This window comes from Pantoea sp. E956-1 (genome assembly GCF_982223955.1).
Window position 1 is genome coordinate 563822 of record NZ_CEUYZP010000001.1, and the last position, 15481, is coordinate 579302.

A 15481-nucleotide genomic window follows, 5' to 3' on the forward strand; every position below is an offset into this window, starting at 1 on the left:
ACTAACCAATAGCTGGTGGAATATATGACTATCAAAGTAGGTATCAATGGTTTCGGCCGTATCGGTCGCATCGTTTTCCGTGCTGCTCAAAAGCGTTCTGACATCGAAATCGTTGCTATCAACGACCTGCTGGACGCGGATTACATGGCGTACATGCTGAAGTATGACTCTACTCACGGTCGTTTCGACGGCACCGTAGAAGTTCAGGATGGCGCGCTGGTGGTTAACGGTAAAAAAATCCGTGTTACCGCTGAACGTGATCCGGCAAACCTGAAATGGGATGAAGTGGGCGTTGACGTTGTTGCTGAAGCAACCGGTATATTCCTGACCGACGAAACCGCGCGTAAACACATCACCGCAGGTGCTAAGAAAGTCGTTCTGACCGGTCCGTCTAAAGATGACACCCCAATGTTTGTTCGTGGTGCAAACTTCGACAAATACGATGGCCAGGATATCGTGTCTAACGCATCCTGTACCACTAACTGCCTGGCACCGCTGGCAAAAGTGATCAACGACAAGTTCGGCATCGTTGAAGGTCTGATGACCACTGTTCACGCCACTACTGCTACCCAGAAAACCGTTGATGGCCCGTCTCATAAAGACTGGCGCGGCGGCCGCGGCGCATCGCAGAACATCATTCCTTCATCAACTGGCGCAGCTAAAGCCGTTGGTAAAGTTCTGCCAGAGCTGAACGGCAAACTGACCGGTATGGCATTCCGTGTACCAACCCCTAACGTTTCCGTTGTTGACCTGACCGTGCGTCTGGAAAAAGCGGCTTCTTACAAAGAAATCTGTGCTGCAATCAAAGCGGCTGCAGAAGGTGAGATGAAAGACGTGCTGGGCTACGTTGAAGATGACGTGGTTTCTACCGACTTCAACGGCGAAATCCTGACTTCAGTGTTTGACGCTAAAGCCGGTATCGCGCTGAACGACAACTTTGTAAAACTGGTTTCCTGGTACGACAACGAAACTGGCTACTCAAACAAAGTTCTCGACCTGATTGCACTGGTTTCTGCTAAATAAGGCAGCCAGACATCATTGAGAATAAGGGCGACTTCGGTCGCCCTTTTTTTGATCCGCACAGGAAGGAATCGAACATGCAAGATAAACTGTTTTCTCTGCCGGTGGTCACGCAGATCTCCCCTTACCTCACCCAGCGCCAGATTGGCGAACTCCCCGCCATTGTTGTGAGTCACCCCAAAGTGCGGGCAGCCATTACGCTTCAGGGCGCGCACCTGATCGCCTGGCAACCCAGCGGCGAAAAGCCGGTACTCTGGCTGAGTGATAAGAGTCTCTTTGCACCGGGTAAGGCAATTCGTGGCGGCGTCCCGATCTGCTGGCCGTGGTTCGGCCCGGCGGGCGAACCGGCACACGGCTTTGCCCGGGTTCAGCCGTGGAAGCTCACAGCCCATGATGAAAATGAAGATGGCGTCATGCTGACGCTGGTGCTGGAGAGCAACGCACAGACGCTGAAGCTCTGGCCGCACGAATTTACCCTGATTGCCCGCTACCGCCTGGGCCAGCATTGTGAGATTGAGCTGGAAGCCTATGGTGACTTTGAAGCAACGGCGGCTTTGCACAGCTACTTTACCGTCAGCGACATCAACGGTGTGGAAGTCTCAGGTCTGGGCAACAGCTATATCGATAAGGTGAATAATGGCGAGACGGCCAGCAGCGACGGCAAACAGCGTTATCCTGGACGAATCGATCGTATCTTTACCGCTGCGGAAGATTGCTCGGTCATCAAAGATACTGCGGGCGAGCGGCAGATCGAGGTGTACCACCATCATCATAGTGACGTTGTCACGTGGAATCCGGGTGTGGAACTCTCCTGCAGCATGACGGATATGGCGAATGAGGGTTACAAGACTATGGTCTGTGTGGAGACAGCGCGTATCAGCAAACCGTTACGCAGCGCGGGTGAAAAGCCGGCACGGCTGGCCACGACGTTCCGCCTTAAAAAGAAAGCCGCAGCCAGCGATAACGTTAAAGGCTAAACAATATCCAGCGGCAACTTATGCTGTGGCGCTGGCCAGGCGCGATCGATGAGCTGCAAATCCTCATCGGTCAGTTCCACCTCCAGCGCCGCCGCATTTTCCTGAACGTGCGCCACGGAACTGGCTTTAGGAATGGCAATGACCCCTGGCTGACGAATCACCCAGGCCAGCAGGAGTTGCGCCACGCTGATGCCCTTCTGCTGTGCAATCTGAGTCAGCTGAGGATCGGTGAAGAGTGAGTCACGTAGCCGTCCGGCCTGTGCCAGCGGACAGTAGGCCATGACCGGTACGCCACGCTGCTGACACGCCGGCAGCAGATCAAATTCAATACCGCGTGAAGCCAGATGATAGAGAACCTGATTGGTCGCACAGGCCTCGCCCTTCTCTTCATCCCACAGTTCAGCCATATCGTCAGTATCAAAATTCGATACGCCCCAGTGACGAATTTTGCCCTGTTGCTGCAGGCGTTCCATGGCGCGCAGTGTCTCTTCCAGTGGGATATTGCCGCGCCAGTGCAACAGGTAGAGATCGAGATAATCGGTTTGCAGACGGCGCAGGCTGCGCTCACAGGCTGCAATGGCATCCACTTCGCCCGCATTCCACGGATAGACTTTAGAGACCAGCAACGCCCGATCGCGACGGCCCAGCAGTGCCTGCCCGACCACCTCTTCTGCTCCGCCCTCTGCATACATTTCAGCGGTATCGATAAGCTGCAAGCCACACTCAAGACCCGCCTGCAATGCAGCGACTTCACCAGCCCGCTGCGCCGGATTTTCACCCATATACCAGGTGCCCTGACCAATAACAGGCAGATCGCTAAAACCGGCAAAGTTAATCGTGTTACGCATTCTGCTCTCCCGCCCCATTCTGAGGCCCTGTAAAAGAACAGAGGGCATTAAATGCCCTCTTTTGGTGCGTTATCAGAAGCTGTAGCTGACACCTGTCCAGATTAAGGCCTGCCCGCTTTTATCAATCATCGGGCTGTCTTTGATTTCGCTGTCAAAACGGGTGTAACGTCCCATAACGCTGGCATTCCACTGCGGCGCAATCTGATAGCTGGCGCTCAGTTCCACATAAGGCGACCAGCTGTCATCCGGGTTGTAACTGCTGATGCCGGTACGGGCGCTTTCATGCCCGGATACCCCATAGTAATAACGGTTTTGATTGGCGCTGTTCCATGTGGCCCCGATGCCCGGCGTCAGGCTGAAGTCACCCATCTGGAAGCGATAGAGGTATGTCAGGTCCCAGATTATCCCGTTGCTGTTATTGAGCACATCACCCAGTAATGAGGTACGGACAATCCCCCAGTCCGCAGTGTGACGATAGGTTGCGCCACCCATCAGCGTCATGCGGCGTTTATCCAGCCCTTTCATGTCGCCCAGGTCATTGTCGCTGGGTTTGTACTCCTGCGGTGACCCCAGCAGGGTCAGTGACAGCTGGTTCTGGGGATCTTTCCACAGGTAGTAGCCGCCCTGCAGGCTGCGGAACCAGAAGTCTTCACCCTCATAATTGATAACGGGAACCGGGATATACCGGTCCTGGCCGCCACGATAGGGTGATTCGGCATAGATGACCGACGCGCCGATGGAAAGCGGCGCGGCATTCGCGTGTGTAGCCAGTAAATAACAGGGCAGAAGTGCAACAAGCGTCTTAAATTTGAATTGGTTCACAATTTATTCATTCCATAAATATAACAATCAAACAGCAAGTCTAACGTTTTTTTACGACTGGATTAACTTATATCGAAATCCTTTAAGTGACCAACCGATGAAAGTGGCATTAAAGGTTAAAAACACGTTAAGTTAAAGCATCACCCCTATGAACGCTTCTCACAACAGACCCGCTGTACAGTTGATCTTCCCCTCATTAACCCAAAGCCGTGGAGGAAATTTCCTAGAAGCCATCTACAGTTAGAAGTAACAGCATACATTTTGTACGAGCAGAGTAACCACAAAAGTTGTGTATCCCGATAAGAAAGATCAGGTTGGCATAAGGGTTGCTGTACTCAACAGAGAATATCTTCCGGGAGCTGCTATAAGCCTCTAATTACGCTCCTTACCTGTGCTAAAAACGAAAGGACGGGCATCGCTATGAATATATTCGATCACTATCGTCAGCGTTATGAAGCTGCCAAGGACGAAGAGTTCACACTGCAGGAATTTCTTGCTATCTGTAAGCAGGATCGCAGTGCATACGCCAACGCTGCAGAGCGACTGTTAATGGCTATCGGAGAGCCGGTAATGGTCGATACTGCTCAGGAGCCACGCCTTTCCAGAATATTCTCCAACCGTGTGATGGGACGCTATCCGGCGTTTGAGGAGTTTTACGGCATGGAGGAAGCGATTGAACAGATCGTCTCCTACCTGAAACATGCCGCTCAGGGACTGGAAGAGAAGAAACAGATCCTTTATTTGCTGGGGCCGGTAGGTGGCGGTAAATCCTCACTGGCGGAACGGCTTAAGTCGCTGATGCAGCGCGTACCCATCTATGTACTGAGCGCCGACGGGGAACGCAGCCCGGTTAATGACCATCCTCTCTGCCTGTTTAATCCGCAGGAAGATGCGCACATACTTGAAAAGGAATATGGCGTGCCGCGCCGTTATCTCGGCACGATTATGTCACCGTGGGCCGCTAAGCGACTGCACGACTTTGGCGGCGATATCTCACGTTTCAAAGTGGTGAAAGTCTGGCCGTCCATCCTGGAACAGCTGGCGATCGCCAAAACTGAGCCCGGTGATGAGAACAACCAGGATATCTCTGCGCTGGTGGGTAAAGTGGATATCCGTAAACTGGAAAACCATGCGCAAAACGATCCTGATGCTTACGGCTACTCCGGCGCACTCTGCCGTGCGAACCAGGGCATCATGGAATTCGTTGAGATGTTCAAAGCGCCTATCAAGGTGTTGCACCCGTTACTGACAGCAACGCAGGAAGGAAACTACAACGGCACCGAGGGGATTTCGGCACTGCCGTTTAACGGCATTATTCTGGCCCACTCCAACGAATCAGAGTGGGTGACGTTCCGTAACAACAAGAATAATGAGGCGTTCCTTGACCGTGTCTATATCGTCAAGGTGCCCTACTGCCTGCGGGTCTCTGAAGAGATCAAAATCTACGACAAGTTGCTTAATCACAGTGAGCTGGCGACCTCGCCCTGCGCACCGGGTACGCTGGAAACACTGGCTCGTTTTTCTATCCTGTCACGCCTCAAGGATCCGGAGAACTCCAGCATCTATTCTAAAATGCGGGTCTATGATGGTGAAAGCCTGAAAGATACCGACCCTAAGGCGAAATCCTGGCAGGAATATCATGATTACGCTGGTGTGGATGAGGGGATGAACGGCCTGTCGACCCGTTTTGCCTTTAAGATTCTGTCACGGGTGTTCAACTTTGACCACGCCGAAGTGGCGGCCAACCCGGTGCACCTGTTCTATGTACTGGAGCAGCAGATTGAGCGCGAACAGTTCCCACAGGATCAGGCTGAGAAATACCTTGAGCATCTCAAAGGCTATCTGATCCCCAAATATGCGGAGTTTATCGGCAAAGAGATTCAGACCGCTTATCTGGAATCTTACTCTGAATATGGTCAGAACATCTTTGACCGCTATGTAACCTATGCTGACTTCTGGATTCAGGATCAGGAGTATCGTGATCCCGACACCGGACAGCTGTTTGATCGTGAATCGCTCAATGCCGAACTGGAGAAAATCGAGAAGCCCGCTGGCATCAGTAACCCGAAAGATTTCCGTAACGAAATCGTCAATTTCGTGCTGCGCGCCAGGGCACACAATAACGGCCGCAACCCGAACTGGACCAGTTACGAGAAATTACGCACCGTGATCGAGAAGAAAATGTTCTCGAATACGGAAGAGTTACTGCCGGTGATCTCGTTTAATACCAAGACCTCTACCGATGAGCAGAAAAAACATGATGATTTTGTCGATCGCATGATGGAAAAAGGCTATACCCGCAAACAGGTTCGCCTGCTATGCGAATGGTATTTGCGTGTGCGTAAATCGTCCTGATAAGAGTCTGTAAGCTTGCCGGTAAGTGATACCGGTCTGACAGGGTCGGGTTCGCCCGGCCTGCTTACAATGTAGTTTGGGGGAATACCATGGCCTATTTCATCGATCGCCGACTCAACGGCAAAAACAAGAGCGCGGTAAACCGCCAGCGCTTCTTGCGCCGTTATAAGTCGCAAATTAAGCAGTCGATCTCCGAGGCCATCAATAAACGCTCGGTGACCGATGTAAGCAGCGGTGAGTCTGTCTCTATCCCGATTGACGACATCAATGAACCGATTTTCCATCAGGGTCGCGGCGGCAATCGCCATCGCGTCCATCCGGGCAACGATCATTTTGTGCAGAATGACCGCGTTGAACGACCGCAGGGTGGCGGCGGCGGTGGCGGCAGTGGCCAGGGCAATGCCAGTCAGGATGGTGAAGGTCAGGATGAGTTTGTCTTTCAGATTTCGAAAGATGAGTATCTTGACCTGTTGTTTGAAGATCTCGCCCTGCCTAACCTGCGTCGGAACCAGCATCGTCAGTTGAATGAATACAAAACCCACCGTGCCGGTTTCACCTCTAACGGTGTGCCAGCCAATATCAGCGTCGTACGTTCGCTGCAGAACTCGCTGGCGCGTCGCACGGCGATGACGGCGGGTAAACGCCGGATGCTGCACGAACTGGAAGAAACGCTGCTCGAGGTTGAGAACGCTGAACCCGCTCAGCTTCTTGAAGAAGAACGGCTGCGTAAAGAGATCGCCGAGTTGCGGGCGCGTATCGAACGGGTGCCTTTTATCGATACCTTCGACCTGCGATACAAAAACTTTGAGAAACGGCCGGAGCCTTCCAGCCAGGCGGTGATGTTCTGTCTGATGGATGTGTCCGGATCGATGGATCAGGCCACCAAGGATATGGCGAAACGCTTCTATATCCTGCTCTACCTGTTCCTGAGCCGCACCTACAAGAATGTCGATGTGGTTTATATTCGTCATCACACGCAGGCCAAAGAGGTGGATGAACAGGAGTTCTTCTACTCGCAGGAGACCGGTGGCACCATCGTTTCCAGTGCGCTGAAACTCATGGATGAGGTGGTGAAAGAGCGCTATGACCCGGCGCAGTGGAACATCTATGCTGCACAGGCGTCGGATGGCGATAACTGGGCCGACGATTCACCGCTCTGTCACGAGATACTGGCGAAGCATATTTTGCCGGTGGTGCGTTATTACAGCTATATCGAGATTACCCGCCGTGCGCATCAGACACTGTGGCGTGAATATGAGCATCTGCAGGCGACGTTCGATAACTTTGCTATCGAACACATACGTGAACCAGAAGATATCTACCCGGTGTTCCGATCGCTGTTCCATAAACAGGCAACGGAAGCCTGATGTACTAAGCCGGCTAATCGCCGGCTTTTTTTATCTTCCGAATAACCTGCTAAAACAGTCTGTTTTCTGCCGCTTGCCTGCCAACCCCCTCATTCTTCACATTAATCTGATTCCATACCCGGTTAAGCAATTCGTATAATGATCACTTTCACAATGACAACTCCTTGATAAAACATTATCTTTCAGAGATAGCATGGATATTTGTCATCAGTTGCTGCACCGCACTGCCATATCTCAGGAGATCGGGTTTGAACCACACTATCGTCTACAGTCTGTTTATCATCGGTTCCGTGCTGGTCGCATCGAGCATTCTGCTCAGCTCTTTCTCATCCAGACTGGGTATCCCCATTCTGGTGATCTTCCTGGCTCTGGGCATGCTGACCGGGGTTGATGGTATCGGCGGCATCGCCTTTGATAACTATCCGGCGGCTTACTTAATCTCAAACCTGGCGCTGGCGATTATCCTGCTGGATGGCGGCATGCGGACCAAAGCCAGCTCATTTAAAGTCGCCCTGGGGCCAGCGCTGTCGCTGGCGACCGTCGGGGTCATGATTACCGCAGGCTTAACCGGTGTGGTCGCAGCGTGGTTATTTAACCTGGATATGATGCAGGGTTTCCTGATTGGCGCGATTATCGGCTCTACAGATGCTGCCGCCGTTTTCTCACTGCTGGGTGACAAAGGCCTGAATGAGCGCGTCAGCTCGACGCTGGAGATTGAATCGGGCAGTAACGATCCGATGGCAGTGTTCCTGACTATCACGCTGATTGAGATGATCGAACAGGGCCGCAGCGGCCTTGACTGGATGTTCCTGGTGCACCTGGTGCAGCAGTTTGGTCTGGGTATCGTGCTGGGCCTGGGCGGCGGCTGGGCGCTGCAGCAACTGATTAACCGTATCAGTCTGGCCGGAGGACTCTATCCGCTGCTGGCGTTGAGTGGCGGCATTCTGGTGTTCGCCCTGACGACGGTATTAGAGGGCAGCGGCATCCTGGCAGTCTATCTCTGCGGCTTTTTACTGGGCAACAGCCCGATTCGTAACCGTCACGGCATTCTGCAGACCTTTGACGGCATGGCGTGGCTGAGTCAGATTGGCATGTTCATTGTGCTGGGACTGCTGGTGACACCCTCTGATTTGTGGCATATCGCGGTTCCGGCGATGATCCTCTCGCTGTGGCTGATTCTGGTAGCGCGCCCACTGTCGGTCTTTATTGGTCTGCTGCCGTTCCGCAGTTTTACTACCCGCGAACGCGTCTTTATCAGCTGGGTCGGTTTACGCGGCGCAGTACCGATTATCCTTGCGGTCTTCCCGATGATGGCAGGATTAGAAAACGCATCGCTCTATTTTAATATCGCCTTCTTTGTAGTGCTGGTCTCCCTGATGTTGCAGGGTACCTCGCTGGGCTTTGCGGCCAAAAAAGCCAAAGTGGTGGTGCCGCCTACCGCATCGCCTATCAGCCGTATCGGTCTGGATATCCACCCCGAAAATCCCTGGGAGCAGTTTGTCTACCAGCTCAGCGCTGACAAGTGGTGCGTCGGTGCCGCTCTGCGTGATCTGAAGTTGCCGCGTGAGACCCGCATCGCCGCGCTGTTCCGTGACAATGTGCTGATGCATCCGAATGATGGGACGCGGCTCAGGGAGAACGACGTGATCTGCGTGATTGGCCGGGAGCGCGATCTGCCGGCGCTGGGTAGAATGTTCAGCCAGTCGCCGCCGGTTTCTCTCGACCAGCGTTTCTTTGGTGACTTTATTCTGGATGCGGAAGCTCGCCTGCGCGATATTGCGCAGATTTACGGACTGGAACTGGATGAGAACACCAATGATCAGCAGTCGCTGGGACAGCTGGTGCTGAGTATGCTGGGCGGCGCACCGGTGGTGGGTGATCAGGTTGAGTGGAATCAGCTGACCTGGACCGTCGCCGAGAAAGAGGATAACCGCATCGTGAAGATTGGTGTCCGTCCGGCTGAAGAGAAGGAATAATCCTAATCATTCTGCCACGTTATTTTCTCTCAATACGCTAAGCTTAACTATCTACGTCAGTAAAAACGGGAGAAATAAATGGGACACGTGGTTAAAATTGGTCGTTATGAGATTGTTGATGCCGATCTTGACAGTGAGAACGCCGACACCGTCAGTATCCCCTGTCACACCAATCCCGGCTTGATCACCCAACTTGATGGCTGGGATCGCGATACCAGCGTTCCGGCATGGATTGACGGGGAACCGGTGAATCTGCAGATCGGTCATTACGATAAACAGCAGGACCGCTGGATTTTAAAGAAACCTGCCTGAGCCTTTATCACTACCGCCAGTCGTAAGATTCGGCGGTAATTCCTAAAAAGCGTCTTAAACAGTTTGGTTATAACCACCACCTCCCTTATTTTATCTAATTAAAACCACGACTTATCAATTTAAAAGTTTAATCACTTTTGATGTTTTCAGATTTTTTCCGTATTAACTCTGTCAAATAACTCCTGCATACTCATTCTCAATGCTGCAACATTTCGTGAGTACCATCACGCTTTAATCGTTATCTTTTTTGCAGCTGCCCTGGCTTTACTGACTGTAACAGACTGAAAATTATTTTTTAATTTTTCAGAAGCCCACTCCTGAGCGCGTACATGATTCTGGTCAGGCCATCTTTTACTTGAGAAAGAGAGCAGGTTTTATGGCAAGTACATTGATAATGAATAGCCCGAGCCGCTCATGGAGCGGCACGCGTAAAAATATCATCGTGAAATTCGCCCTGAGCTTTTCCGATCTGATTGCACTTAACCTGGCACTGTTTTTATCTGCCGCGACGATACAGGGTATTTGGGGCGAGCTGGATACCTTTATTCCACCCCATCAAATTGAATATCGTTTCGTAGCACAGTTTATTATGTCCGTGATGTGTACCGGCTGGTTCTGGGTACGCCTGCGTCACTATACCTATCGCAAACCCTTCTGGTTTGAGCTGAAAGAGATCGTTAAAACATTATTTGTTTTCTCGCTGCTCGACCTCGCATTGATCGCCTTCTCTAAGTGGGACTTCTCCCGCATGGTGTGGGTCTTCAGCTGGACATATGCCTTGCTGCTGCTGCCGTTGATGCGTGCTCTGGTTAAACGTGCCATTCACAAGGCGGGTCAGTGGCAGAAAGAGACCATCATTATTGGCTCCGGCAGAAACGCCACCGAAGCTTACGCGGCGCTGCAGAGTGAAGAAATCCTGGGCTACAACGTGCAGGCCTTTATCTCGGTCGATGATGTCCCGGCTCAGCAGAGCGTGAATGGCGTGCCGGTGATGACCTGGAAAGATATCAACTGGCAGACCATTGACCGTGACAACGTACAGTTTATTGTGGCCATGGAGTATGAGCAGCAGCCGATGCGCGATCGCTGGCTGAAATTCCTGTCGAAGATGAACTGCCGTTCAGTTTCAGTCATCCCGACGCTGCGCGGCGTGCCGCTTTACGGCACGGACATGTCCTTTATCTTCAGCCATGAAGTGATGATTCTGCGCGTCAGCAACAACCTGGCGAAACACTCCTCCCGTTTCATGAAGCGTGCCTTTGATATCGTAGTGGCGTCGATGCTGCTGCTGTTCCTCGGCCCCATCTTCGCTCTGCTCTGTTACATGGTGAAACGTGATGGCGGCAATGCCATTTATGGTCACGAGCGTGTGGGCCAGAATGGCAAAAAATTCAAATGTCTGAAATTCCGTTCCATGGTGACCAATTCCAAAGAGGTGCTGGAGAAATTACTGGCGACCAGCGAAGAGGCCCGGATTGAGTGGGACAAAGATTTCAAACTGAAGAATGACCCGCGCGTGACCCGCATTGGTAGTTTCCTGCGTAAAACCAGCCTGGACGAGTTGCCGCAGTTGTGGAACGTGATTCGTGGCGAGATGAGCCTGGTTGGCCCGCGTCCGGTAATTGAAGCTGAGCTGGAGCGTTATGCCGGTGATGTCGACTACTACCTGATGGCCAAGCCGGGTATGACCGGTCTGTGGCAGGTCAGCGGACGTAACGATATCGACTACGACACCCGCGTCTATTTTGACTCCTGGTATGTCAAGAACTGGGCGCTCTGGACCGATATCGCGATCCTGTTCAAAACCGCAGGCGTGGTGTTACGTCGCGACGGCGCTTACTAAATCCCTGATGCGATGCCTGTTTACAGCAGGCATCGCACTTTCCGCACGACTTCCTCTATCTTTTTTGCCGCTGAATCATTACCCTCTGCGATCGTTTTTTAACAGAACGCTTACCCTCTGGTTGTTATGCAAAAATTTACTCTGCTGTTATTAAGCCTGGTGCTGCTGGCACCCTTAGGCATCGATCTCTATTTGCCCACGCTGCCACAAATCGCAGAAGGGCTGGATACGCCGGTTAATCTGGTGCAGACCACCATTCCCCTGTTTCTGCTGGTCATGGGGCTGGGACAACTGGTGACCGGCCCGCTGGTGGACAACTATGGCCGTAAGCCGATTGCCCTGCTGGGCCTGGCGCTTTACATCACGGGGAGTGCCATCGCCGCCACCGCCACCTCATTCCCGCTGTTCGTCCTTGCCCGCCTGGTGCAGGGCTGTGGCGTCTGCTGCAGCGCGGTCGTGGCCTTTAGCGGCGTGCGTGACCGCCTGAGCGGTGATGATGCCGCCCGTGCGTATGGCTTCCTGAATGGCGCATTAAACATCGTTCCGGCCCTGGCTCCGCTGCTGGGCGGTTTGCTGGCCAGCGCCTTTGACTGGCGCGCGCCCTTCTGGTTTCTCTGCGCCTACGGCGTGCTGATTACGCTGCTGGTGATTATCTGGCTGCCAGAGACGCGTCCGGCGGATACCCTGCGGGTGAAAGGATTACCGATTAAACAGTATATCGCGATCCTGCGTCAGCCGCGCTTTCTGGCGTTCGCGTTCGCCAATGCCGGGGCGCTGGGCATGGTGCTGACCTACGTGTCGCTGGCACCGCAGGTATTAATGACCGAAGGCGGACTGACGCCGATCCAGTTCTCTTTTGCTTTTGGCGCCAACGGTTTCTGGATCATGTTTGTCAGCATGTTCGTCAATAAAGCGATTCGCAAAGCGGGTCGCCCTTTCTGCCTGGCGATGGGATTTTTCACTATGCTGCTGGGCGCGGTGCTGCTGGTAGCGGGGATGCAGATCTTCCCGGCGGAGATGCAGACGCACTGGGCGCTCTATATGTTCCCGGTGGCCGTTTCAGTTGCCGGGCTGGCCTTTACGGTGGGACCGGCCACCAGCTATGCGCTGGAGCCCTATCAGCAACAGGCGGGCGTGGCGTCCGCCTTGCAGGGATTCATTCAGATGGCCGGGGGTGCAGCAGGCAGCCTGGTGATTGTCGCACTGCCAGTGGCGGAGAAGCTGTCGCTGAGTCTGATGATGCTGCTGGGTGCAGCGCTGGCATTCATTGCCTGGCGCTGCAGCAGAAAGATGCGCGGCAGCCTGACCGCGCTTAAATAACCGTGACCGGAACGCGGGGTGCCAGCGCACACATCAGCTCGTACCCTACCGTTCCGGCCGCTTTTGCCACCTGATCGATTTTCACCTGCTCACCCCACAGCTCCACGGCTGAGCCAATACCGGCCTGGGGACAGGGGGTTAAATCCACGGTGATCATATCCATCGACACCGCACCAACCACCTGAGTCATCACGCCATCGACACAGACGGGCGTACCTGTCGGGGCATGCCGTGGATAGCCATCCGCGTAGCCACAGGCCACCACGCCAATCCGCTGCGCCGTGCTGGCGTGATAGCGGTAGCCGTAACCCACTCCATCGCCCGGCTGTAGCTGCTGGACCGCAATAATCTCACTGCTTAAGGTCATCACCGGTTTCAGGCCACTGCCTGCAATGTCCTGCCAGTCACCGCTGGGCGAGGCGCCATACAGAATGATGCCGGGACGAACCCAGTCAAAGTGCGCCTCAGGATGCCACAGGGTGCAGGCGGAATTAGAGAGGGATCGCGGACAGTTCAGCCCCTCAGCCGCCTGCTCGACGCGCTGCAGTGGCGCAATCAAGCCCTGCGGATTTTCCGCATCGGCAAAATGGGCCATCAGCGTCATCTCACCTACCGTGCTCAGCGCCCGCAGCTTTTGCCATGCACTGAAAACCAGCTCCGGGCGAAAACCCAGTCGGTTCATCCCGCTGTTCATTTTGAGATAGATATCTACCGGTGCTGCAAGTCTGGCGCTGGCCAGCGCGTTGATTTGCCAGTTACTGTGTACGCTGGTGGTGAGGCGATAACGGTCAATCAGCTGCAGATCCTCTGGCTGGAAGAAACCTTCCAGCAGCAGAATCGGTTTTTTCCAGCCCTGCTCGCGCAACTGGATCGCCTCTTCCATATTAAGAAGCGCGAAGCCGTCGGTGGCAGATAACGCCTCGCGCACGCGATCAATGCCGTGGCCATAAGCATTAGCTTTCACCACTGACCAGACGCGGGATGCGGGTGCCGCCTGGCGAACAACAGTCAGGTTATGACGTAACGCCTGCTGGTTGATGGTAGCGACAATCGGACGTGACATCCTCTCTCTCCCTGAATACTTAACGAGTTGCGTTGGCGTTACGCAGCGGCGATGAGGTCGCCGCGAAACCGGGTAAGTAGCGGAACACCGCTAAGTCATCCGCCGCAATGGCCGGCTTTTTACCGGAGATGAGATCGGCCAGCAACTGACCTGAACCACACGCCATCGTCCAGCCCAGCGTACCGTGACCGGTATTGAGCCAGAGATTAGAGATCGGTGTGGCACCCACAATCGGCGTACCGTCTGGCGTCATTGGACGCAGACCGGTCCAGAAACTCGCCTGCGCGAGATGACCGCCTTCAGGATAGAGATCACTGACCACCATCTCCAGCGTTTCCCGCCGCGCTTCGGTGAGTTTGGTGTTAAAACCAACAATTTCCGCCATCCCGCCAACACGAATACGATCGTCAAACCGGGTCACCGCCACTTTGTAGGTCTCATCCAGGATGGTCGAAACTGGCGCAGCGTCAGGATTTTTAATCGGAATCGTGAGCGAATAGCCTTTCAGCGGATAGACCGGAATATCGATCACGTTTTTTAACAGCGCGGTCGAGTAAGAACCAAACGCCACCACATAGCTGTCCGCTTTGATGATCTCATCACCACATTTTACGCCATAGATACGATTGCCATCGCGCAGCAGGTGATCGACCGGGGTGTTAAAGCGGAAGACTACGCCCGCCTCTTCGGCCATTTTTGCCAGCCGCTGAGTAAAGAGCTGACAGTCGCCGGTTTCATCATTGGGCAGGCGTAATCCGCCGGTAAGTTTATGCTGGGTTGCCGCCAGTGCCGGTTCAACGCGAGACAGTTCGTTCGCCTGCAACAGTTCATAGGGCACGCCCGCGTCGCGCAGCACCGCAATATCTTTGCTGGCGCTGTCGAACTGCTGCTGGGTTCGGAACAGTTGTAGCGTCCCGCCCTGACGGCCCTCATAGGCAATGCCGGTTTCACGGCGCAACGCTTTCAGGCAGTCACGACTATATTCGGCAATCCGCACCATGCGGCTTTTGTTCTGCTGATAGTGATTGATGTCGCAGTTGCGCAGCATGTGCCACATCCACTCCAGCTGAAAACTACTGCCATCCAGCCGGATTGCCAGCGGCGCGTGGCGTTGAAACATCCACTTCACCGCTTTCAATGGCACGCCGGGGGCCGCCCAGGGTGCGGCATAACCCGGAGAGATCTGACCGGCATTCCCCGCACTGGTCTCCATCGCTGCGGCGGGCTGACGATCAATGACCGTCACCTGATGTCCGGCACGCGCCAGGTACCAGGCACTTGCCACTCCAACCACACCACTTCCAAGAATTACAACGTGCATAGCTCCCCCACCCGACCTGTAAAAGCATAATTCACTGTTCAACTGATGATAGTCAGCGGATTCACATAGCGGACACCATCATGGAATTTCACCTTCTATTTCACATCTTTTTTACTTTTCAGGTAACTAAAATCTTGTCGGGCGGCCAATTTCAGCGCTTTATGCGTCTTAATCCTTAAACACAGAAATAAATGACAACGGAGGCAGTTAAATCTTCCTGTTGCAGGAGAATCATTCAACCCCATACATTCCACTTA

General features: G+C 53.7%; 12 protein-coding genes. 8 read left to right on the top strand and 4 right to left on the bottom strand.

Annotated elements, in window-relative coordinates:
- The first annotated feature begins 24 nt into the window (after window positions 1-24).
- Window positions 25-1023, top strand: coding sequence for a glyceraldehyde-3-phosphate dehydrogenase (gene gapA, locus AC0T7J_RS02750; protein WP_003852747.1), 999 nt, complete (start codon window positions 25-27; stop codon window positions 1021-1023).
- Window positions 1024-1097: 74 nt separating this feature from the next.
- Window positions 1098-1997, top strand: coding sequence for a D-hexose-6-phosphate mutarotase (locus AC0T7J_RS02755; protein ID WP_473791995.1), 900 nt, complete (start codon window positions 1098-1100; stop codon window positions 1995-1997).
- Here the strand turns inward: AC0T7J_RS02755 and AC0T7J_RS02760 are convergent.
- Both AC0T7J_RS02760 and AC0T7J_RS02765 read right to left on the bottom strand, forming a co-directional pair.
- Window positions 1994-2845, bottom strand: a complete 852-nt coding sequence (locus AC0T7J_RS02760; RefSeq protein ID WP_473791997.1) for an aldo/keto reductase — start codon at window positions 2843-2845, stop codon at window positions 1994-1996. The two genes, AC0T7J_RS02755 and AC0T7J_RS02760, sit on opposite strands and share 4 nt — an antisense overlap.
- 72 nt (window positions 2846-2917) lie before the next feature.
- Complete coding sequence (locus AC0T7J_RS02765) at window positions 2918-3667, bottom strand: MipA/OmpV family protein (protein WP_473791998.1); 750 nt, start codon at window positions 3665-3667, stop codon at window positions 2918-2920.
- A gap of 420 nt (window positions 3668-4087) precedes the next feature.
- Between AC0T7J_RS02765 and yeaG the strand changes: the two genes are divergently transcribed.
- The 6 genes from yeaG to AC0T7J_RS02795 all read left to right on the top strand — a co-directional run bounded on the left by yeaG (window position 4088) and on the right by AC0T7J_RS02795 (window position 12840).
- Complete coding sequence (yeaG, locus tag AC0T7J_RS02770; protein ID WP_003852739.1) at window positions 4088-6022, top strand: protein kinase YeaG; 1935 nt, start codon at window positions 4088-4090, stop codon at window positions 6020-6022.
- 89 nt (window positions 6023-6111) lie between these two features.
- A complete protein-coding gene (locus AC0T7J_RS02775; RefSeq protein ID WP_473792000.1) occupies window positions 6112-7389 on the top strand; it encodes a YeaH/YhbH family protein in 1278 nt (425 codons plus the stop codon).
- A 248-nt stretch (window positions 7390-7637) separates the two neighbouring features.
- The gene (locus AC0T7J_RS02780) at window positions 7638-9365 is read left to right on the top strand and encodes a potassium/proton antiporter (RefSeq protein ID WP_473792002.1); all 1728 of its coding nucleotides are present in this window, start codon (window positions 7638-7640) and stop codon (window positions 9363-9365) included.
- A 78-nt stretch (window positions 9366-9443) separates the two neighbouring features.
- Complete coding sequence (locus tag AC0T7J_RS02785; protein ID WP_013358069.1) at window positions 9444-9677, top strand: DUF1480 family protein; 234 nt, start codon at window positions 9444-9446, stop codon at window positions 9675-9677.
- A gap of 376 nt (window positions 9678-10053) precedes the next feature.
- A complete protein-coding gene (gene wbaP, locus AC0T7J_RS02790; protein ID WP_473792004.1) occupies window positions 10054-11520 on the top strand; it encodes an undecaprenyl-phosphate galactose phosphotransferase WbaP in 1467 nt (488 codons plus the stop codon).
- Window positions 11521-11646: 126 nt separating this feature from the next.
- Entirely contained in the window at window positions 11647-12840 is a 1194-nt protein-coding gene (locus tag AC0T7J_RS02795; RefSeq protein ID WP_473792006.1) for a multidrug effflux MFS transporter, read from the top strand.
- On the opposite strand, the gene dadX is transcribed toward AC0T7J_RS02795, so the two are convergent.
- Both dadX and AC0T7J_RS02805 read right to left on the bottom strand, forming a co-directional pair.
- A complete protein-coding gene (gene dadX / locus AC0T7J_RS02800; protein ID WP_473792008.1) occupies window positions 12833-13903 on the bottom strand; it encodes a catabolic alanine racemase DadX in 1071 nt (356 codons plus the stop codon). The two genes, AC0T7J_RS02795 and dadX, sit on opposite strands and share 8 nt — an antisense overlap.
- Before the next feature lie 19 nt (window positions 13904-13922).
- Window positions 13923-15224, bottom strand: coding sequence for a D-amino acid dehydrogenase (locus AC0T7J_RS02805; RefSeq protein ID WP_473792010.1), 1302 nt, complete (start codon window positions 15222-15224; stop codon window positions 13923-13925).
- Window positions 15225-15481 lie beyond the last annotated feature (257 nt).